Origin of the sequence: Rhizobium sp. BK212 (assembly GCF_014197475.1) — a bacterium.
GTDB lineage: Bacteria > Pseudomonadota > Alphaproteobacteria > Rhizobiales > Rhizobiaceae > Rhizobium > Rhizobium anhuiense.
This window is the reverse complement of record NZ_JACIFS010000004.1, coordinates 470,134-491,117: the sequence shown is the minus strand read 5'-3', so window position 1 is coordinate 491,117 and position 20,984 is coordinate 470,134. Positions and strand designations below refer to the sequence as shown.

Below are 20,984 nucleotides of genomic sequence, written 5' to 3'. Positions count from 1 at the left end.
TGTCGGTATCGCTCATTTTTCTCTCATCATAGCGGTAGCATTGGCTCGGCATTGGCATCAGCCGGTACTTGCGCCGTCGGCAGAATGATAAGCTGATCATTGCGCAGCGGTCGCTGCAACTTGCTTGCCTCCTCCCATGGCGCCGTGAGCCATGTCTCAATCTCGTCCTGATTGGTGAGGATCGACGGCATTGCCTTCTGATGGATCGGCGCCACGACGGCGTTTGGCTCCGTCGTTAGGAACCCAAATAGGTCTGCCGTAATTAGGCCCTCCTTGATCTTGCGCACGCTCTGCCATTGCGGCACCCAAATCCCTGCGAAAAACATCAGCGGGCAGCTCGAAGCGCCGGCGAACCATGCATTCGGCGTTCGTCCGCCCTCGGGTTTGCTTGCGGGGTCGGGCTCGGCGAAACTTGTGAAAGGCACGACGCAGCGAAACTCGGTTCCGTGCCAGCGCTTCCAATGCTTGCTCGCGACATTGCCGACATTGGTTGTCCCGCCGTCCGGCTCCATCTTCAGCAGGTCTTGAAAGTCGAACTGCTTGCCCTTTTTTCGCAGTGCATCAGCACGCTTCGTTGCGGCCTGAAAGAGCGCCTGAGAAGAACTTGGCAGACCCCAGCGCACCTGTGCCAACTCACGGCCGGCCGGCGTGTTGCGCACGATCGGCGCCATCCGGTCCGGCCAGATCTCTGCCGTCGGTTCCATGTTGCCGGTGCTGTCAATCATCGCCCGCGTAATTCCGCGGATAGCCTCCTGGTTACTGAGCATGCTGTAGAGATTGCACACATCGCCCTCCCTTGGCGTCCACGCGTCTTTTCGGCTGACTTCGTCCGTGTCGATGAATTGGCCGTTCCAACGGTCCCTGAAATGGCGGGCAGCTTCGCGGCTGCTGAAGCAAAAGACAAGATATTGATCCCATTTGATGGAAGCAAAATAGGACTTCGAAGCTTGGTCAAGTGCAAGCGCAGAGGTGAGGACGTCACCCCTTTCACGGTAGCTGTCAGCAGATTCGCCGTTCTGATAGTTGCCCCACCAGACGATGACATGGTGCGGCAATTCCCGATCCAGCCTCCATCGGGCAAGCGGGTTATCTCGTCTCGATGCCATTTTAAGCCTACATCGTTTCATCGCGCCATATCGGCATCTTGACGTCGCGCATGCCGACCAGACGTCGAACCGGCAGCTTTCCAATATCGCTGCTTGATGGGGAGTAGACACTCACGTGGATATAGTCGCGCTTACCGCACTCCTGGCAGCGAAAACGGACACGATCAACGGACTTATTCTTCTGGAATTTCAGAATGTCGTCGGGCAGATATCGCCTTGTAATCCTGCAATACTGGCATTGAACGACGAGAATATGCCCGACGGCGCTCGCATCGGCCAAAGACCAACGCGCGAGCTTCTTGGATTGGTTCATTTCCGGCATGGCAAGCCCGTCGACTTTTGAGCGCCGCCTTCAGTTCAAGCCATTGCTGCTCAGTGAATCTGTCCATTTCCCTCTGCCTCAGCGCGGTCGATCGCATGATGAGTGAAGGCGTCAAGGTTTTCGAAGAATTTCATGTCGGTCAGGAATTTGTGGACTTTGACGACCACATCCTCCGGATCTTTGTATTGGTACCAAAGGGGCGGCGTGGCGAGGTCGTGTATCTCGCCGGTCGACGGTTCCAACATAATGGAGCGGTACATCCCGCACCCGTCGCCTGAACTGGCATCTACCGCGACATCGTACCGGCCGCACTTGGCGCCGGACTTTCGGTCGTACACTGTGGCTGTCATCAGCTCGGCACCGGCGCGCCCTTCGATAGACTTCAACAATTCATCGTGCGCGTCTTTTGCTTCGAAGGGAGCGAGAGGGCCCCAACAAATGCCAGTGAGGGAAGTGACGCGCGCTTCAATGCGCACAGCTTTGCCATCGGTCAAATGCGTTCGCATCGTCGTTCTCCTAGTTGAACTTGTCGGATTGGCGTTTGTCGTCGCCGATGTTCTTATTATGTTCTCATGGGAAGCGGAGTCAAGACGGCATTTCAGCGAATTGAAAAATGCACTCGTGTCCCGGTAGCCAGCGGCTCAAGAAAATGTACGAAGCGAGGCAACAAAGCAGAATTGCGAAATGTGAGAGGAGAACGCTTCGGACCACCGCAGAACGCAAAACGTTTAAAGTTTTTGCCGGCCACGTCGTTTTGCGAAAGCCCTGGAACATCGTCGGTGTAACGAAAGAATCCATCGACAGGTTCGTATGTGCATCCTCGAACTCTTTGGATGCCAAAAAAATCTGAATCTCCACGTTGCGGTCAATAAGCCGGAGTTGGATCGATTTCCAAACTCCGTCCATAAGCCAAAGCAGCAGCACCGGGACTATGGCTATAAGCATTCCTTGAGGGTTCTTTAAGGCGATGCTGCCGCCCAGAAAAGCCGAGAATATCGTCGCGCTCCACTGCCGAATGCTAAAGGAAATGGTGTCAAATCGCGCGATGTGCGTTTGAAGATATCCCACTCCTTCATAAGAATTGTTACCTTGCGATCGAAGAAATCCTTGTCGCTCATCGCGCTCTCCCGGATGTCCTAGCCTGCAAGACACTACGCCACGACTGCAATCAAAAGTCGATCTAGGTGAAATATTTTGGAGCTACGACCTCAACCGCAACGGGTCGCTGAATGATCCGTTGAGTCGCGTGTTCCCGTGAGGTCCGCAATGAGTAAGCGCAGGCGGCAAGAAAGTTGTTCTTGTCAATGTCTGGGGCGACGTCACGCGTTGACCATCGCAGCATTCGCTTTGTTCGTTGGCAACCGTGCTCCCCTAAGGATGACCCTTCGCCACACCGAACGGCCGTTCATCGCAGGTTCATTGAGCAGGTGTAACCGTCTGCCTCGTGGCGAGTGGACCAAGGGGAGTGTCATGGGACTTTTCGATGGTTTGGGCAGTGTCGTCAGCGACGTCTTGAACGGCAGGCCAGTCAATCTTCTGGCGGTTGCCGAAGATGTTTTCCAGAATGTCGGCGGACTCGATGGCGTTCTCACGCAACTCAATCAAAGCGGGCTTGGCCATCACGTAGCTTCCTGGATAGGCACAGGCGATAATATCCCGATCACCGCGGACCAAATTCGCGCAGCGCTCTCGTCAGAGCAGCTTCAGGGCCTTGCCTCCAAACTCGGCATCGATATCAGCAAGGTACCCGAGCTTCTCGCGGAGCACCTTCCGACGGCCGTAGATCAGGCAAGCCCCAATGGAACCCTCCCGTCGTCAGCGTCTTAACGCCGAGGCGGAAGCGAAGACTGAAACGTCAACATCATCGACGGAGGCCAATCATATGTCACACAAACTGCTTCTCTCCGCTGCCGGCTCGCTGGTTGCTGCTTTCATCATGTCGTCGCCGGCGCATGCGTTGACGATGAAGGAGTGCAGCACAAAGTATCAGGCCGCCAAGGCCGACGGTTCCGCCAAGGACGTGAAGTGGAACGATTTCCGCGCAAAGTTCTGTGGCGCCGACGCTGCTGCTGCCGACAAGGCTGACGAGGCGGACGTTACCGCCACGAGCGAGAATGAACCGGCAAAGCCGACGACCGCAGCGCCGAAGAGCGTCAAGTTCCCGAAGGCGATCGACAAGAAGTATTCGAGTGAGACGCCCGGTAAGGCCCGCCTGCACACCTGCGTCGACTCCTACCATGCCGCCAAGGATGCCGGCGTGCTCGGCGACCTGAAGTGGATCCAGAAGGGCGGCGGCTATTGGAGCCTCTGCAACACGAGCATCAAGGCCGCTGGCTGAACGAAACTTTCACTGATCCATAAACACGAAAGGTCGCCCGCGGAGGCGGCCTTTTTCTTTCGACAAACCGAGGTGCGAGGGATCACCGCGAGACACAGCCGATGACGATGTCGGCGCCGCGATGACCGCATTTGCATTTCAGTCGTGGGCCTATTGCCGATAGCTTCGTATCTTTGCCAGCCGCTTCTGAAGCGCCCACCGATCAAGTGGCTGTTTCCCAATAGTGCAGCGATCAGCGCCGGGAAATTTCCAGAGAACTACATTGAATACAATGTACGCAGACACTAAAATCACACCACGCTAGCGCACTTGGGTGAGGGATATCTGGAATGTCGATCTTACTGAGAAGTTTGTCGCTGTTGGTTGAATAACAATGGCGGCGCCTGCCTCTGGTAATTGCTTGAGCGCTAAAGAAACCAAACAGGGCGTGCTGCTTACCAGTGCGTGTAAAAGGCACTATTACTTTACCAGTCCCTGAAAAATTCGATCCAGCTCGTCTATCATTTGCTGGTCCTTCCGCAGCGCAGGATGCAACGTAAGCATAATGTCTGTATCTCCAGGATTGGTTCCCGCCTTCGGTTGGGCGAGCTTCTTGACCTTGTCAGCAACCCAGAGCACCCCTCCCAGGATCGGCACCGCCTTTTTCAGGTATTCAGCGAGCAGATCTTGAACCAGTTTCCGGAACCGCTCAAAAACTTCTTCTCTGGGAATGCTGAGTAACATCCCTCGCAGACGACGGATCAGCTCCTCCCTGCTCACCTCTAGGTTGTCATTGCGAAATCCCTTCAGTACTTCGCATCGCATGTTGCAAACAGCCGCCGCCAACGTCGTGATGCTGACGACCGACTCGCCTACCTTGGCCACTTTCATCTTTTGTTCGTCAAGCCGGGCTTGCAGAACGGTTGCCGATGGCGCGGGAGACGAACTATTCAAATCCGCTAACCGTTTTGCTATCTCGTCAAGAAAACCCGAGGCATCAGCAAGGATCTCACCCATGCTGTCGACAGCGGCGCCCGACGCGACCATATTGCCTGTGAGAAGGGCGGTTTGGACTTTATAGGCAAGATCGCTGGTCCTGCTTCTAAACTTTTCAATTTCTTCCTCCGTCTCCTTCGCAATGTCGACGGCAATTTTTGCGCGGTCCTGATTGTCGTCCTTGAACTTGCGGAGATACGTCTTCACGATAAAAGTGCCATCCGAGCGGCCTTCGGTGTCGTAACGCTCAATCGCCCGTTGAAAGTCCTGCCGCGACTTGTTCAATCTATGCTGCAGATCCTCAAGATTTACTTCCATCTTAGTCTTCCAAGTTGAAGGGCGCCGAAGTGGAGTTAACCCATATCCCGACGAGCGCAACGTTCACATCTTTGCTACTGCGCAGGTTGGATGGCCGCCCGTGCGGTCTTTAGAGCGGAGCCCAGCGTTTCAATCGCGGGGAATGCCGGCGCCAATGCTTCAATCGATTGGCTCGCTCGCAAACTACAGGTTTTGGAGTCGCTATAATTAGATTGTGCAGCTTTTGCTGAGTTCATAGCGTTCACTAAACTCGGGCTTATAGTGGCAAGAGCGTTATTAGCAGAATTTATATTCTGTTCTATCAACCGAATATTATTCTCCGTCATACCCTGCTGCCCTGTTGCTTTTTCCAGAGCCGATCTAAGCTGGTTTAATTCCTGATCTTTTTGTTTTATCAGGTCTTCTTTGCCCTTCACATCTATTTTCGCCAACTCGATATCGTGAAGTTTCTGTTCAAGTACGCGGTTATCCTTAAGCATCTCCTTAGCAAACGGGACAGTCTGCCAAAGACAGACAGCGAAGATAGCCGCTGTCCCCCCTGCTTTAAGCCATCCCTCAAGCCCCACTTCAGCAGAGAATGGCAGAAAGGCAAATACAATCGAACATGAAAGCGAAAGCGAAATCAAAAACATCAGGTTATACTGTAAGTCGTCGCGCCAATACCCTGCACCAAGGATTGCAATGAGCACGATTACCGCGAATAAAAACATAACGTTGTTATTAATTACGAGCGGTTTAACTTCTAGCATAGTACCATCCGCCGGTATTGTTTTTTGGTGGCCGTCACTCGCCTTTGCATCTATGATATTATCCCCCATCCCACCCTCCGACAGCATGACCAGACGAGGACGCTAACATATTTAGCGCATCTAATACATGATTTGTATTTAAAAATCGCGCGCAACTGGCGGCAAGGAGCAGGTATATGACCTGCGATTGCGCAAGCAATTGCAGATTCTTATGACGCTTGCCACAGATCTTTTGCTCTTCACGGCATGAAAGGTATGCGAAACAAATCGAATGCTTTCCGGGTCCCTAGCGGGAGAACAGCGGTTATACGCCGCCCACATACCCACTTACTCGGGAGATGGATCGGCCGCTGATGCCGGGACTTGTGAATGAAACGTCGAGGTATAGGCAGTTGCGACAGTTCGCATGTGACGCAACGGCCCGTCACATCGATCTTGACGTCGACTATTTGTGACAGGGTAGCCTCGGGCCTAAAGCTTGAGGTGACACATGACAAAAATCGGCTACGCACGCGTCAGTACAATCGATCAGGATTTCGAAATTCAGTGGCAACGTCTGCAGTCAGAGGGGTGCGTAATTGTACGCGCGGAGAAGGTTTCAGGCGCCAGCCGCGAGGGGCGAACAGAGCTTGCGACCATCATCGAGTTTTTGCGCGAAGGTGATGAGTTAGTCGTCACGCGGCTGGATCGTCTGGGGCGCGACACGCGCGACGTCCTCAACATCGTGCATGAGTGCGAGCAGCGAGGTGCTTTCGTAACGATCCTTGATCCGCACGTGTCGACGCGCGGCGAAATGGGACACGTCATACTCACGGTCCTCGGCATGGTCGCGCAAATGGAACGCCGCTTCATCAAAGAGCGCCAACGAGAAGGTATCGGAAAGGCAAAAGCAAACGGTGCTTATAAGGGTGGCAAGCCGCGGATTGATCACATGCTAATACGGAAGCTTCATGGGGAAGGAGCCGCAATCTCTGCCATTGCAAAAGCCGCAAGCTGCTCGCGAATGCAAGTATATCGGATTCTAAAAAAATAGATATCGCCTCCGGTTCTGGCCATCTCGTGATTGAGCGACATCGGTCGATTGGCTGCAGCAAGACGGCTATCGGCTTCGCCTTTGAGCCATGTGTGTTGACAGCCATCTTGATATTAGAACAATACGATCATGGGTTGAGTCGCGGGGGCGTCTATAGTCGTGCCAAAGATTAAGCAAATTACGCAGGTGGAAATTAGACATGTACGGGGAATTTCCGACAGAGCGTTCCCAGTTCAGATATTTCCCAACAAACCAAATTTGTTGGTCGCGCCCAACGGTTTCGGCAAGAGTTCCATTGCCGCTGCATTTGCATCTTTGAGATCGGGCAAGCTCGACATTGCAGACGATCAAAAGCACGGATTGGAAGCCAATCCTCAACCACACCTATCGATAACCTACCTGAGTGAAGATGGAACCACTGTCGTAAAGACGGCCGATGGAGCCAAGAACGAAGTCAAAGAGCAATTCGCTGTATGGGTCATCAACAGTAGATTGAGATCAAAAACCCGGACGTTTCCCGTTGGGGGAGGGCGGAGCGTTTCCACTTCGTCAATCGAAATCGACGAAATCGTACTTGTCGATAAGACCGTGGCAAAGGAGCGCGTTTCATACAACTGCACGGCGATGCGGGCGGCATTTGGAAAAAACGGAAAAATACTGCCCAATATCGGGGATTCCTTTGGCGACCTCAAACTGATGTCACAAATTACGGCAGTCGATTTTTCGAAAGAAGATGGTGTAAAGAACTGCGCCGCGATCGCGGCATTCAAAGAGTATGTAAATGATCTCGCGGGTACCGCTGATGAGATCCAAGCTGCTATCGAAAATTCGCAGCTGGCCAAACTTGCAGCTGTCCCTCATGTTGAAGCCATAAAGCAAATATTGGCAGCCTCGCCGCTGGACTTTAAAAACGATGCCGAGCTGTACTGTGCAGCCCTGCAGTTTGCAGAGCTTCATAAGGCGGGTAAAGACCAGTTCAAAAAAGTTCGTAAATTCACTGCATACGCGATTGAAAAAGAGGCATGCATTGCGGCCCTTAAACCATTTAAGGCGACATGGAAAGAGATTGCTCCTCAAGAAATAAAAGGTCGTCTGGTGCTCAAATTTCCAAGTGCGCATCAGATCTCAAATGGCGAAAGAGATACACTCTGTCTGGTGGGAGCTCTTTTAACGGCAGGACGGAAACTACAGGGCGACTGCGCAATTCTTATTATCGATGAGGTTTTTGACTACCTTGACGACGCGAACCTCATCGCATGCCAGTACTACGTCACCGAAATGATCGAGCAGTGGAGACTAGCTGGTCGTCAGCTTATTCCTGTGATCCTCACCCATCTCGACCCGAATTACTTTAAGAATTTCACATTTAAAGATCAAAAAGTAAGCTATCTTGCCCGTAGCACTCGAATGCCCGACAAGAAAGTACATCTTGTAATCCAGAAGCGGTCTCACCCATCGATAGAGTCAGGTCTTTCAACGTACTTCCTCCATCATCACCCCAACGAAGCTGATCTAACGACTGAATTTGCGGCTCTTGGACTGGACAACACCATTGCAACTTCAAGCTCGTTTAAGGCCTACCTTGAAAGCCAGCTAGAACGGTACGTTTCTGATAAGTTAAAGTATGATCCAGTTTCTGTTTGTTGCGCCGTGAGAAATCTGATCGAAAAAAAGACGTATGAAATGCTCGGTAGCGACGACGACAGGACAAAATTTGTTGAGACGCATAAGACGGCAGATAAATTAGACTTCGCACTTGAAAGAGGACTGGAACTTCCAAGCCAGTTTTTCTTACTATCAGTGATCTTCAATGAAGCAGCACACGTGAAGCCTTACACGGATTTCCTGACGCCACTCTTCTCTAAACTGGACAACCTCACTATCAAACGTATGATCCGAGAGATTTGCGACACCTAGTAGTGATGCAGCAGATAAGTTCTGTCTCAACTGGCGCTGCTATGGACGTGACATGTTTTTATTGCGGTCGCTTGTGTCCAATACAGAGCGAAGAATTCGCCGCAAAACCAGCTCTCCCCTATCAAGCGGCAAATAAACGAGACCTACCGAATTCCCGTCGTCATCGTCTACGCGATGGAAGGCTGCCTTCTCATAAGTTGGTGCTAGAGCCAACGCCGCAAAAGGTTTGAGCCTCAGGTTTTCCTTATAACCGAGCATCTTATAGATAATCTCCGACCGTGAGCTCTGGGGTCTGTTCTTGGCGTCCAATATGACTGTCATACCATTGCCGCCCAAAATCGATTCAGCGACATAGTCAGGTATCGCTCGAAGCCGCTGACGCGAGCCACGCCAATGATAGTGTGTTTCACTAGCGTAATGACGCTGATAACTTAAAGACCAACAGCGCTCGCCTTTACAAAACGTGGCGATCGGACCCCTAGCTGATAGAAAATTCTCCTCGTGTACTTTGAACGAGGGAAAGACGTTTCGAGCTGCTGACACTAACCATCCAAGACAAATCAGCTCGAACATTCGATCCTGATAGCGCGGATCATTGGATATAAAGAAGGCAATATCTCCTGCCGCTTCAGAGACTGCATCACCTTCAGCGTCTACGATCTTTAGCAGACGGTCAATGATCCCGCCTTTCTTGCTCCACCCGGCCGCCAAACGGCTTCGCACAATGCCGACCAACTCAGGAAGTGAGGGACGCGGCTTTGTTCGCAACTCGTCCCACGGCGCCTGATTTTCCAGAGCGTTAAAGAACTTTAAGGTCGAACCAGCAAGCCGACCTTCACTTCCGCCATTTTTCTTCCACCATCGACAAACTCGAGTCGAGGACTGAATTAGCTCAGATATGAAAAGGGCCTCTGGCGTATCTGAATTTTTGACCGTTCGAAGCACCGGAATTGTGTCCAAGCGGCCGGCCGCACGCTCACGAATAAGGCGAGGCAGTATTATCGCCCCTTCAACGCGTCGCCGCCCGTAGTATACCTCGTGCCTAAAAGCAGACAATTCCGAATAGTTGATTTTACTTAATTCAGATGACAGAATTACACTTCTACTTAGCTCTATACGACTTCGGATAAACTTAGAGAAATTTTCTTCTAAGTGCAGCGGCCTATCCGACAGATAAAAGTCGTTCATATCATATTTGTCGGGTGCGAGGTATGAAGAGATAAACCCGAGGCTTGACCGGATCGCCGCTTGCCAAAGCTCAAACGTGCTGGCGCCGTTTTTAATCTGAACCATTGATGAATGCCGTAATGCGCTCCGATGTAGAGACGAGGAACGGGAACCTTTGGAGTAGCGCGGCTGGAAATGTTTCACTTAGCCTCATTCTCGTACTGTCACTTTCGAGCGATGGAACGAGGCGAGCCGTGAGCGCACGGTCCAATGTTTTCTCGAATTGAGCATCAAGAGCGCTGCCTGTAACTGTCGCGTATGATGCCATGTAGCTTACGACATCAATGATCACTGCCGTGCCTACCGGGACGCCGCCTTCGCTCCCGCTTTTTCGAAAAAACCCGAAAACGGATCGAATTTTTTCTTTCCGCTCCTGATCCAAGAGGTCAACTTTGGAAACAGCTTCCCCGAAATTTCGACCGAGATTTAGCTTTGATTTGCTGATGGCATTGTCGAGTTCTCCTGCCGGAATCCCGCCATCATCAGCGTTCGGAGGCGGCAGAACCAAAACTTTAGCGAATCGCCTACGCAATGCCGCCGACATAGATTGGACAAAGCGGGCATCATACTCGTTGACGGTAGCAATTATGCGAAAGTTTTCCGGAATCGCGAGGGTGGGTCTCCCATCCACATAGTCTAGGACCATGTGTGACGCGGCTCCACCGGCGAGAGCAGTAAAAAGCGGGCCGAAAGCCCGATCGATTTCCGCCCGGTTCATTTCATCTATCAGAAGCCAGTGCGTCTGATTTCCTTCTCCAGTATCAGCATGTGATACGATCGAATTTGCGCATTTCAAGATAGCAGCCGTAACGATTCCATGCTGGCCCTTTACGCCGCCCTTGTCGTTCAGCGTTTGAGTTCCGACGGTATCGAATACCGACCACTCCGGATTAGCCGTTTCTACCTGTAAGCCTGCGTTGAAAGCTGCCGCGAGAGCCTGCGCGAGACTTGTTTTCCCCGTTCCGGGTGGGCCAGCAAGTATCACGTGTCCTAATACAATGGATGTTAGAAGTTCGTCGATTGTGGTCTCTGCATAGTAGCCGCTCTGCATCAAGCTTTGACGAGCGGTTGACAGATCGGGCAGATCGAGCGGTGTGTTTGCGATCTCAGCTACGCGATCAGGTGCGTCGTCGAATCGGTCCGGCGGAACAATTCCGCCTTTACCGAGCGAAGTCAGAGATCCGGCACTACCGCTCACTTAAGCTTCTCCTTTACTAAATATCAAATCAGGGCGGACTATAGGCCGTCCCCTACCGAGGCCAAGCTCTATGCGTCCATCCTTCAATCTGTTTTTGGTATCCAACCTAAGTAGGTACTCCCTATGAAGGCTGTGTATGCAGGGGGTCAGAATGGGAAGATTGCAAAGTTCTGGACCGCCAACGACTTCGGCGGTTCTACCGGAGATGCGCAACTCGTAAGACGAGAGGTCTGTGACAGCAGTGCCCGCCACGTTAATGATTTTGGGCTCGGGAGTTTCCATAAACGGCGGGCACGTGACACCTGCAATAGATGAATAGTATTCCTCGATGCTCCCCCAATTAAGCGCCGAGAAAAGCTCTTCCTTGGAATTTCCACAGCTTCGGCCGAATCGCATCAAGCCTGTCAATAAACTCCTATAGTCCTTATTTAGTCTTAATATGGTTTCAGCCTGCCCTTCCTCTTCAATAAGTAAAGTATTGGCGACCGTTAAATGTGATTTCCAATAAATAAAGAAGTTGTCTGATAGAGCCACATCTCTTTGGAAGGGTTTTCCTGTATCTCTTGCCTTGTTGATTTTTGCAATCGCATCGTCGTATTGGCTCGGGTCCGAAATCCTGCAGAGAACGGCGCCGAATTCGTCCATGGTTAGGAAACCGTCGAGATCTAAAACCGCTTGCCAAGCTAGGGCATACGGGCGCACGCGACATGCATCCAAATCATTCTTTGGCTGTTTTGGACTGCCGCGCGACTGCGGCCGGTAAATCTGACTGCGCGAGAGTGCAAATGCGAGAATTGCGGTGGCGCGACGCTTGAAGTCCTCGGTATAAGGTTTCTGCTGCTCTGAAATCAACTTGTAGAGCTGCATTCCGACGTCGGTGATTGTTATTTTGTCCGATTTTGAAGCGACATAAGCCAAGCCGATTTCTTCATACAGGGATTTCCGTGTTTCGTACTGGTTCTTCTTCGTCGGATCTTCGGGCTTCGATGCGGAATAGCCTATTTTCGCAAGTGAGGATCGGACGAATTCGCAGAAATTGTCACTTTGAGCCCGAGGTTTTTCTCCACCGCAAGGATGGAGCATTCCAACGTGGGAGGTCGGCCAAACAAGCAATTGAATAGTCCTCAGCTTCAACGGCTGGAACATATCTGATTCGATAGGACAGTCTCATACTAAGTGTGACGACTATGCTGGACGCCAAAGCTTAATGGGCTACAGCATCTGGGGAGATAAGTATCTCTGGCATTGGAAGGCGACGAAGGGGAGTTGGTCCGTGGCCTTCGTTTTTCAATATGATGACCCAGTCCATGAGGATAATTCCGCCCCGCCCCTTCCGGGGAAATTTCATATAGTGGCGGCGTATACGATAGCCAAAGGCGTGCTGGAGTGAAAAACCATGAGTCGAGGCCATCGAGACCAATGCATCATGAACGGGCAATTGGCCCTTTTCTGTTTGGCTATTACCGATTACCAGCACATATTGCCTGCCGGTCTTCAGCACGCGAGCCGCCTCGCGAAAGTGCTCGTCCATGCTTGAGAAATAAGACGCCGCAGCCGCTTTTCGATAGTCTGGGAGTTCGTTAAAATCGATCAACTCTGACACGCAAGAAGGGGGCGGAAGGCTGATCTGACTTTTCTTGCCACCTACTGAAAGTTTTCGCGCCGCGTTGAAATCTTTACGGTGAGGAATTCCTAGCACGTCACCAAGCCAGAAATATTCGACCATCATGTTATACATGTAATCAACAGAGTCGAGATATGGCGGACTGGTCACGATCAGGTCGATCGATTGATCAGCGATTGGCATCGCGGTGGCTGACGCGCGGTGGATATGAGCGTGCGTCTCTGAGGCTCTTACACCGAAAGAATCCAATGAATTGATAGCCCTCTCTAAAGCTCGGAAAAACGTAGGACGAGCTGCGGGCGGGTTCTTCCTTAAGGTACCGGAAACATAGGTTTTTTGCGTTTGATCATCGGCATTCGAGACACGGCGCAGTATAGAACTGAATACGCATAGTAAAAAGGCCCGCGACTCCTCTGAGCAGTCCAATGTCAGGATCTTATTTCTTATATTCTGTAGCGTTCCCCATGTCGCTCGGGAGAACCAGTGCTCAAAATTCTTGACGCCCGCCATCGGAACGATCAAATTGTCTTCTTCCCTTAGAACTGAGCTAGCAAGCTGTTCCTGGAGATGCCTAAGTTCCAGACGATTAGCTTGCGCTGTTTTCGCTTGAGCGATGAGACAAGCTAGTGGGTCGAGGTCGATTCCATGAGCCACGCGGTCCGCGAGAAGGGATTCGACTATAGTAGTCCCTGATCCCATGAATGGATCGAGCACGACTTCACCGGGCCGCGACAACTCTTTTATAGCCCACCTTGGGATCTGAGGAATGAACTTTGCGGGATACCTATGCAGCCCATGGGTAAACGGGCTTGTGTGGCTAGAGAGGTCTATCCCGACGATCTCCCCAAAACCTATTTCGGTCTGGGAAGGCAAATCGTCGAAGCTCCGATAATCGGGTGGTGTTACTCGTTCGTTCATGGCGAAAGCACTACAATGGATTCCCGCATATATCGCTCCAGGCCCTCTAGCCTGCTGCGCTGTTGAGGAGCCACCGTCAGGTGCCGAGTAATCCAAATTTCAGCATGAGTAAATCCGGCCTTCTTCCCGGCTATCGCCGTCAAGACATCTGATGGAATAATCGTTCCCGCAAAAGCGGAATTGCCCACGACAACATGGCAAGCGCCGTTGGCAAGTTTTTTCCTGCACTGCTTCAATACCTCGATGATATCTGAGAAATAACCACGAAGTAACTCAGGTACGCCCATGCGCCAGCTACTGGCTGTGCGATCCATTGTGCTAAGAAGCCCCTCCAGTTCTTCAAACGATGTTTTGTCTCTGCTCATATCCGCCCCAAGATGCGACCGCAGAGATTCCTTTCGAAGCCGCTTAAGCTCATCATAGGAGTTAACAAACCCACCAAACCAAAGTTCTACTTTCATGGATTCAAAGTAATCAAACCGGTTGGCGTAGGGCGGGCTGAATATGACTCCATCAAACATCCCATCGGCAAGATGAATTAGATCTAGCGCGTTTCCGTTGAAGACTTCGGATTGTCCATCCATTGAGACCCAAAGCTTCGCATCAGTTAACATCAATCGAACGTGCCTCTCATAACAACCAAGCACATAACCAGCTTGATCTGAGCCGAACCGCGCGTTCTGCCAAACGCCCGGCTCCCTCTCGACATAGCGGCCGGGTCGACGCTGCATCTTTCTATATTTGATACCGTTACCTTCTTTGAAGTAGCTGCCGACGGTTTCAAGTATTCCGAGCCACCCGAGCAGGAGGAAATTGCGCGCATTTTGAGAGACAGGCGCGGCTGCAATCTGAGCCCTGAGCTTCATCAGCGTTTGGACGACTGTAGGTTCGAAAACTTTTGCGGCGATCGATAGGTCTGGAAGGCTGATTTTATCCGGCTCTGATGGCCCTGCCTCGCTGAGCTGCGAAAGGAAGCCGTGAATAGACGCTAGTTCGTCATCAGATAAACCTGTGACTTTTACCTTCGAAACAAAGCTAGCTAGCGGATTGAGATCAATGCCTACAGCTGACCTATTCGTTTGCATGGCTCCAATCAACGTGGAGCCACAACCGCAAAACGGATCGAGAATGCGCTTGCCGAGATTAAGTTGTGGGATGAGTTCAGGCGAAAAAGCCTCTCGGTATCGAAACCAGCGATGAAACGGCGCGTCTTTTCCAGCAGACCAGTTGACCAGTCGAGCCAAATCAGACCGGTCACGAAAAATGAAATTTCGATCTAATTGTTCAAGTAACACCTCCAACGCATTTCGACTCTTGCAGGCACCACGATGGCTTGCACCGGAGAACTCCATATCGGCAAAAGTCATCAGCGCCCCCGTTTGATTCGCCGGTTCAGTGTACCTCGTTTTTTGCGTGGACCGTCGCTCGAAAGCAAGCCTCGCGATTTTTGAAGTTTAGGAATACGCCGATCAAACTTGTTTGACTTCGCTCACCAGAGTGCGGGACGGCACGAGAGCTTCGCTGCTCGTCCAACTTGTCGGCCCACCATTGCATCAACCGCACACGCTCAATCAGGCCGAAAGTGTTGCCAGCTGCCGCTCGTCCAGCCAGTTGCTCCCGCTTTTTGCCGGTCATGGATCTAATGCTTCGATAACTTTTGATTTGCTTCATCGCGTCGGCTAGGCATTTAACGAGCCCACGTCAGCATAAGAGCCCAGCGTCAGCGGCTCATCTTCAGAAATAGACGTAGTCGAGGCAGGACACCGGATTGTTGGTCTCCATGCCCCTGCCTTGCATGGCGTACTTGCCCGTGCTCTCCGATAGAGCGTTGCGTAGCTTATTTCTGGCTCTGCCCGGCAAGCATCGCCCTGACGTCATCGACGCTCAGCGGATCAGCCCGACGATGGATCATGGCATGACAGTTCGCACAGACTGGGATGAGATCCCTGATCGGGTCAACCTTGTATGCTCCCCCACATTGGTGAATCGGCTTGATGTGGTGCACGTGAATGTAGCCTTGCCCCAGAGCTCCATACTTCTCACCGAAATCGATATCGCAGGCTCGACAGCGAAAGCCGAAGTGCTTGAGACACTTCTGGCGGGCCTCCGCGTTGCGTTCGTAGGCATTTACCTGGATGCGGAACGCAGCGCCCTCCCAGAACTCCACTTCTTCGTTTCCTGCGACGATCTCGGCGATCGTCTCAAAATGGTCATCGGCGTGCGAGGCGTACCAACCGTCCGGCAACTCGATCAAACGCGCTTCGTTGAGTTCAGGTGTGAATTCGGTAATTTTTGAAGCGGAAAGCTCGCCCTCCTCAGGATTGCGTGGTTCACCGATCATTGGGAATGTCTTGAGTCGGTAATCCTCTTCTTTAATCAGTCGAATATGTTCGATTGCCTGCCTATACCCATTGTTCTTGCGGCCTTTGGCGCTGATTTCCCAACCCCTATGCAGGATCAGCCCAACCTTCTTCGTTCCAGCGTCCTGCCACATTCCGAAGATGATGAAGCGTTCCGCTTCATTGACGAATGACCAACTCCAGTTCCAATTCTTGCACTCGGCTCCATGACTCTGAATGAAGGCTTTTCGGTTCATGATTTCTCTCGTGGCGTTTCAGGGGACGAACTCAGGGAGAAACACTGGTGTCCAAATCAATCCTGCTTTTTAGCGTCAATCACCTTGTAGGACGCTTCGGAAGACGGCTCGTCAGCTCCCTTCGTCAATTCGTCATATAACACCTTCAAAAACATCGAGCCTCCGCCAAAAACCATCCACAACGGCACGCCTACGGCACCACCGAGTGCAGCTATGCCGGCATTCGCTCCGGGGAACATTGCAAAGGCTCCCACCGCGGCCGCGATGCCCAAGCGCTGGGTTGACGTTCGATTGTCCCAACTATGTTTCTTTGCTCGAGCGCTGATAATTCTCATCGCTGGCAGTAAAACGCTGCTGGATGCGGTGAGCGAAATCGCTTTTCTTGCCCTTGCTACGGTCGAGATATCCTCTTCTATCAACTTGATCAGCTGCCTTGCCCAGTCGCGCAACGCTTCTGCCTCACTTCTTGTCGCTGATTTTGCGATAGCAATTGCCAGCTGCTTCTGGCTGTCGCTGTCTTCCATCCTTGTGCTTTCCAGTCGAATGAGATGCCGTGGCTTGTTTGCAATCGATACGCGAAGGAGACTCTTGTCAATGCCGCAAATCGCGGCGGATCAGCGGCGTCGAATGCTCCGTGGCCGGCTTTAAAACTGCCTGCTTCCATCGCCTCTCTTTCGTTCGTCGTCGAGCATGTCGGCCCACCACTGCATCATCCGCACGCGCTCATCCCAGTAGGTCGCGCGATTATAGATTCGGCGCACCTCCCGTGAATCTAAATGAGCCAGCTGGGCCTCGATTGCGTCGGCGCTAAATGCGCCGGATTCGTTCAAGATACTACTCGCTGACGAGCGAAAGCCGTGCGCTGTGTGCTCCTCGTCCCCTACTCCCATACGGCGCAGAGCTGAATTCATTGAGTTTTCAGACAGCAACGCCTTGCCAGACATCATCGACGGAAAAACGTTTGGTTTGTCGCCGAACAGGTCCTCCATGTGTCTAATTACCTCAATGGCTTGACGAGAGAGTGGCACATGATGCTCGCGGCGCATTTTTGTCTTCGCGGCGGGTATCGTCCAGATCGCGTTTTCGAGGTCGAGTTCTGACCATTCCATTGAGCGGGTTTCCCCCGGACGAGCAAAACAGAGAGCTTGAATTTTCAATGCTGCGACAAGAGACGGCCAGCCATTATATCCATAAATTGCCCTCATCAGGCCACCAAGCGCCTTGCGATTGGTGAGCGCCGGGTGACTTACCGGAACATGGCGCTGGAGGGCACCTCGCAATGCCGAGGTGGGATCGTTCTCTGCTCTTGCTGTTGCGATGGCAAACCGGAAGACACGTCCTATGGCTGAGCGTGTGGCGAGGGCACTCTCTACCCGCCCGCTTTTCTCGATGACATTGAGAACGTCCAAAACGTCTTTGGCCGAAATTTGAGTTATCGGATAGGGCGACAGTTTCCTCGCGAGGACCTTCAGCATCCACGTGTTCTTATCTATGGTCGGCTCCGCGCGCTTGTCGCGACGTAGCTTCGCGATGAACTCATCAGCGATCAGTCCGAACGTGTTTCCGGCCGCGGCCTTGGCGGACAACTGCTCGCGCTTCTTCGCCAGCGAGGGATCCAAGCCTTCTGACAGCTTTTTCTTTGCTTCATCTCGCCGGCTACGGGCTTCGGCCAGCCCAATCGCAGGATAGGCACCGAGCGTCAGCGTCTTTCTTTTTCCAAAGTATGCATAGTCAAGCCTCCACGACTTGCCGCCGGCCGTCGAAACATACAGATAAAGGCCCTTCCCATCTGGCAGCTTGTACGGTTTTTCGGATTTTTTGGCATTTCGAATTTGAACGTCTGTCAGCGCCATTTACGGTATCAGCCCTACATCCCGCAGCTTTATACCGTGGTTTTGTACCGAAAATTTTGCTGGATGTCACTGCACCCCGTTGCCCTTCGTTACGCGCGCGCGAGGCCAAAGCTTATCTTATGTGACTGATTTCTATAGCGATATTGGACGTCGCTGGACGAACATTTCCGAAACGGCTGTGGGGCTGTGGAGCGGGTGAAGGGAATCGAACCCTCGTATTCAGCTTGGGAAGCTGCTGCTCTACCATTGAGCTACACCCGCGATGCGCTGAGATTTCCAACAGATGGGGGCGGCTGTCAAGTCGCGCCTGGTGTAACGCCTCAGATGCGGAAGTGTTTCGAGAGTTTGAGGCCCTGGGCCTGGTAGTTGGAGCCGAGGCCGGAGCCGTAGAGGCTTGCCGGCTTTTCCTGCATGTGTTCGTAGACGAGGCGACCGACGATCTGGCCGTCTTCGAGGATGAAGGGCACCTCGTGGCTGCGCACTTCGAGCACGGCGCGGCTGCCGCGCCCGCCGGCAGGGGCATGGCCGAAACCCGGGTCGAAGAAACCGGCATAATGGACGCGGAATTCGCCGACCAGCGGATCGAAGGGGGTCATCTCGGCGGCATAATCCGGCGGCACGTGCACGGCCTCGCGCGAGACGAGGATATAGAACTCGTCCGGATCAAGGATCAGCTCGTTGCGGCCGCGGCTATAAAGCGGTTCCCAGAAATCATAGATGTCGTGCTGGGCCTTCTTGTCGACATCGACAACGGCGGTGTGATGTTTGCCGCGATAGCCGATCAGGCCGTCCTTGTCGCCGGCCAGATCGATCGACAGCGCGATGCCGCCGCCCGAAACATTCGGCTGCTTGCTGGCGACCAGCGTCTCGCTTTCATGCAGCTTCAAGAGTTCCGGCTCGCCGAGCAGGGAATGGCCAACGCGGAAGCGGATCTGCGACAGGCGCGAGCCGCGGCGCACCACGATCGGGAAGGTGCGCGGGCTGATTTCGAGATAGAGCGGGCCGGAATAACCGGCCGGGATCTTGTCGAATTCCTGGGCGTAATCGGTGATGACGCGGGTGAAGATATCGAGCCTGCCGGTCGAGCTCTTCGGGTTGGCCGAGGCCGACATGTCGGCCGGCAGCGCCAGGCTCTCCATCAGCGGCACGATGTAGACGCAGCCGGTCTCGAGCACCGCGCCCTCGGAAAGGTCGATCACATGCAGGCTCAGCCGGTCGAGCTTGTCCGACACCAGATGCGAGGGGCCGGGCATGAAGCTGGCGCGAACGCGAAAGGCCTTGCTTCCTAAGCGCAGGTCGAGACTTGCCGGCTGGATCTGGTCGCGGTCCAGCTCCCGTTCGGAGATCAGACGCTCCGTTTCGAACAGCGCGGAGATCGCGCGATCCGCCAGAATTCCCGTTTCACGAGCCATCATGCCTCATCCATCATTTGCCGCCGACAAAACCAAACTCGGGGAATTGACGCAAGCAGCTAACAGCAGTATTGCAGAATTATCCCGTGGTGATTTGGCCGGTCGGCTTGCAGCCACGTTAAACAAGTGGCTAAAAAGACCGGGTTGAAACCGGTCTGCTTTTGCGACCGGTTTTTTTGTTATGTGAAGGTGATGGCATGAGCAAGTCCTGGCGCCCCGCAACCCAACTCGTTCACGGCGGCACGCTGCGTTCGCAATATGGCGAAACGTCCGAGGCAATCTATCTCACGCAGGGTTTCGTCTATGAGACCTCGGAAGCGGCCGAAGCCCGCTTCAAGGGCGAGACGGAGGGCTTCATCTACGCCCGCTACGGCAGCCCCACCAACGACATGTTCGAAAAGCGCATGTGCATGCTCGAAGGCGCGGAGGATGCCCGCGCCACCGCTTCCGGCATGGCGGCCGTCACCGCGGCGATCCTCTGCCAGCTGAAGGCCGGCGATCATATCGTCGCCGCGCGCGCCCTGTTCGGCTCCTGCCGCTGGGTGGTCGAGACGCTGGCGCCGAAATACGGCATCGACTGCACGCTGATCGACGGCCGGGATCTGGCCAACTGGGAAAAGGCGATCACGCCGAAGACCAAGGTGTTCTTCCTGGAAAGCCCGACCAACCCGACGCTCGAAGTGATCGATATCGCAGGCGTCGCCAAGCTCGCCAACCAGATCGGCGCCAAGGTCGTCGTCGACAATGTCTTCGCCACGCCGCTGTTCCAGAAGCCGTTGGAACTCGGCGCCCATATCGTCGTCTATTCCGCCACCAAGCATATTGACGGCCAGGGCCGCTGCCTCGGCGGCGTCGTGCTTGCCGACAAGGAATGGATCGACGAGAACCTGCACGACTATTTCCGCCATACCGGCCCGGCCATGTCGCCGTTCAATGCCTGGACGCTGCTGAAGGGCATCGAGACGCTGCCGCTGCGCGTGCGCCAGCAGACGCAGAATGCGGCAAAGATCGCCGATTTCCTCGCCGAGCAGGGCAAGATCGCCAAGGTGATCTATCCCGGCCGCAAGGACCATCCGCAGGCCGATATCATCGCCAAGCAGATGACCGGCGGCTCGACGCTGGTCGCCTTCGAGCTCAAGGGCGGCAAGGAAGCGGCCTTTGCCCTGCAGAACGCGTTGGAGATCGTCAAGATCTCCAACAATCTCGGCGACAGCAAGAGCCTGATCACCCATCCGGCAACGACGACGCACAAGAACCTGACGGAGGAGGCGCGCGCCGAACTCGGCATTTCTCCGGGCACGGTGCGGCTTTCGACCGGCATCGAGGATACCGACGATCTGATCGAGGATTTCGCGCGGGCGCTTGCCAAGGTTTCGGCCTGATCGACGACAATGGGAG

Annotated in this window: 20 protein-coding genes, 1 tRNA gene and 1 riboswitch; of the genes, 5 read left to right on the top strand and 16 right to left on the bottom strand. The window is 53.4% G+C overall.

Translation table 11 applies throughout. The features are described 5' to 3' along the window. Nucleotides 1-26: 26 nt before the first annotated feature. The 4 genes from FHT79_RS17080 to FHT79_RS17065 all read right to left on the bottom strand — a co-directional run bounded on the left by FHT79_RS17080 (nucleotide 27) and on the right by FHT79_RS17065 (nucleotide 2,546). Nucleotides 27-1,055 carry an SOS response-associated peptidase family protein gene (locus FHT79_RS17080; RefSeq protein WP_246714020.1) on the bottom strand — a complete coding sequence of 343 codons (1,029 nt, stop codon included), beginning with the start codon at nucleotides 1,053-1,055 and terminating at the stop codon, nucleotides 27-29. 58 nt (nucleotides 1,056-1,113) lie between these two features. Continuing rightward, nucleotides 1,114-1,428 carry a hypothetical protein gene (locus FHT79_RS17075; RefSeq protein ID WP_130738383.1) on the bottom strand — a complete coding sequence of 105 codons (315 nt, stop codon included), beginning with the start codon at nucleotides 1,426-1,428 and terminating at the stop codon, nucleotides 1,114-1,116. Nucleotides 1,429-1,478: 50 nt separating this feature from the next. After that, nucleotides 1,479-1,934, bottom strand: coding sequence for a hypothetical protein (locus FHT79_RS17070; protein WP_183903758.1), 456 nt, complete (start codon nucleotides 1,932-1,934; stop codon nucleotides 1,479-1,481). A 453-nt stretch (nucleotides 1,935-2,387) separates the two neighbouring features. Continuing rightward, the gene (locus FHT79_RS17065) at nucleotides 2,388-2,546 is read right to left on the bottom strand and encodes a hypothetical protein (RefSeq protein WP_183903757.1); all 159 of its coding nucleotides are present in this window, start codon (nucleotides 2,544-2,546) and stop codon (nucleotides 2,388-2,390) included. Nucleotides 2,547-2,898: 352 nt separating this feature from the next. Here FHT79_RS17065 and FHT79_RS17060 point away from each other — a divergent pair, with 352 nt between their 5' ends. Continuing rightward, nucleotides 2,899-3,255 carry a YidB family protein gene (locus FHT79_RS17060; RefSeq protein ID WP_183903756.1) on the top strand — a complete coding sequence of 119 codons (357 nt, stop codon included), beginning with the start codon at nucleotides 2,899-2,901 and terminating at the stop codon, nucleotides 3,253-3,255. A 55-nt stretch (nucleotides 3,256-3,310) separates the two neighbouring features. After that, nucleotides 3,311-3,766 carry a hypothetical protein gene (locus tag FHT79_RS17055; protein WP_183903755.1) on the top strand — a complete coding sequence of 152 codons (456 nt, stop codon included), beginning with the start codon at nucleotides 3,311-3,313 and terminating at the stop codon, nucleotides 3,764-3,766. 459 nt (nucleotides 3,767-4,225) lie between these two features. Here the strand turns inward: FHT79_RS17055 and FHT79_RS17050 are convergent, their stop codons facing one another. Together FHT79_RS17050 and FHT79_RS17045 are read right to left on the bottom strand one after the other, a co-directional pair. Continuing rightward, nucleotides 4,226-5,059 (bottom strand): hypothetical protein, encoded by an 834-nt coding sequence (locus FHT79_RS17050; protein ID WP_183903754.1) that lies wholly within the window; start codon nucleotides 5,057-5,059, stop codon nucleotides 4,226-4,228. Between the two features lie 74 nt (nucleotides 5,060-5,133). After that, on the bottom strand, nucleotides 5,134-5,877 hold the full coding sequence (locus FHT79_RS17045) for a hypothetical protein (protein WP_183903753.1): 744 nt from the start codon (nucleotides 5,875-5,877) through the stop codon (nucleotides 5,134-5,136). A gap of 421 nt (nucleotides 5,878-6,298) precedes the next feature. Here FHT79_RS17045 and FHT79_RS17040 point away from each other — a divergent pair, with 421 nt between their 5' ends. Together FHT79_RS17040 and FHT79_RS17035 are read left to right on the top strand one after the other, a co-directional pair. Further along, complete coding sequence (locus FHT79_RS17040) at nucleotides 6,299-6,841, top strand: recombinase family protein (RefSeq protein ID WP_183903752.1); 543 nt, start codon at nucleotides 6,299-6,301, stop codon at nucleotides 6,839-6,841. A gap of 159 nt (nucleotides 6,842-7,000) precedes the next feature. Then, nucleotides 7,001-8,758, top strand: coding sequence for an ABC transporter ATP-binding protein (locus FHT79_RS17035; RefSeq protein WP_183903751.1), 1,758 nt, complete (start codon nucleotides 7,001-7,003; stop codon nucleotides 8,756-8,758). Between the two features lie 39 nt (nucleotides 8,759-8,797). Here FHT79_RS17035 and FHT79_RS17030 read toward each other — a convergent pair whose 3' ends face one another. The 10 genes from FHT79_RS17030 to FHT79_RS16985 all read right to left on the bottom strand — a co-directional run bounded on the left by FHT79_RS17030 (nucleotide 8,798) and on the right by FHT79_RS16985 (nucleotide 19,589). Continuing rightward, nucleotides 8,798-10,051, bottom strand: coding sequence for a hypothetical protein (locus FHT79_RS17030; protein WP_183903750.1), 1,254 nt, complete (start codon nucleotides 10,049-10,051; stop codon nucleotides 8,798-8,800). Next, entirely contained in the window at nucleotides 10,038-11,183 is a 1,146-nt protein-coding gene (locus FHT79_RS17025; RefSeq protein ID WP_183903749.1) for an AAA family ATPase, read from the bottom strand. Before FHT79_RS17025 ends, FHT79_RS17030 begins: the two co-directional genes overlap by 14 nt. After that, nucleotides 11,184-12,329 carry a hypothetical protein gene (locus tag FHT79_RS17020; protein ID WP_183903748.1) on the bottom strand — a complete coding sequence of 382 codons (1,146 nt, stop codon included), beginning with the start codon at nucleotides 12,327-12,329 and terminating at the stop codon, nucleotides 11,184-11,186. It lies immediately after the preceding gene. A 58-nt stretch (nucleotides 12,330-12,387) separates the two neighbouring features. Then, nucleotides 12,388-13,725, bottom strand: coding sequence for a DNA methyltransferase (locus FHT79_RS17015; RefSeq protein ID WP_183903747.1), 1,338 nt, complete (start codon nucleotides 13,723-13,725; stop codon nucleotides 12,388-12,390). Then, a complete protein-coding gene (locus FHT79_RS17010; RefSeq protein WP_183903746.1) occupies nucleotides 13,722-15,092 on the bottom strand; it encodes an SAM-dependent methyltransferase in 1,371 nt (456 codons plus the stop codon). Before FHT79_RS17010 ends, FHT79_RS17015 begins: the two co-directional genes overlap by 4 nt. Before the next feature lie 470 nt (nucleotides 15,093-15,562). Further along, nucleotides 15,563-16,321, bottom strand: a complete 759-nt coding sequence (locus FHT79_RS17005; protein ID WP_183903745.1) for an HNH endonuclease — start codon at nucleotides 16,319-16,321, stop codon at nucleotides 15,563-15,565. Between the two features lie 56 nt (nucleotides 16,322-16,377). Continuing rightward, nucleotides 16,378-16,845 (bottom strand): hypothetical protein, encoded by a 468-nt coding sequence (locus FHT79_RS17000; protein WP_183903744.1) that lies wholly within the window; start codon nucleotides 16,843-16,845, stop codon nucleotides 16,378-16,380. Nucleotides 16,846-16,965: 120 nt separating this feature from the next. Next, a complete protein-coding gene (locus tag FHT79_RS16995) occupies nucleotides 16,966-18,174 on the bottom strand; it encodes an integrase arm-type DNA-binding domain-containing protein (protein WP_183903743.1) in 1,209 nt (402 codons plus the stop codon). A 187-nt stretch (nucleotides 18,175-18,361) separates the two neighbouring features. Beyond that, nucleotides 18,362-18,435: transfer RNA gene (locus FHT79_RS16990), tRNA-Gly, on the bottom strand. A 59-nt stretch (nucleotides 18,436-18,494) separates the two neighbouring features. Continuing rightward, complete coding sequence (locus FHT79_RS16985) at nucleotides 18,495-19,589, bottom strand: 2'-deoxycytidine 5'-triphosphate deaminase (RefSeq protein ID WP_028756225.1); 1,095 nt, start codon at nucleotides 19,587-19,589, stop codon at nucleotides 18,495-18,497. A gap of 73 nt (nucleotides 19,590-19,662) precedes the next feature. Continuing rightward, nucleotides 19,663-19,741: riboswitch (SAM riboswitch) on the top strand. A 42-nt stretch (nucleotides 19,742-19,783) separates the two neighbouring features. Between FHT79_RS16985 and FHT79_RS16980 the strand changes: the two genes are divergently transcribed. Beyond that, nucleotides 19,784-20,968 (top strand): O-succinylhomoserine sulfhydrylase, encoded by a 1,185-nt coding sequence (locus FHT79_RS16980; protein ID WP_183903742.1) that lies wholly within the window; start codon nucleotides 19,784-19,786, stop codon nucleotides 20,966-20,968. The last annotated feature ends 16 nt before the right edge of the window (nucleotides 20,969-20,984 follow it).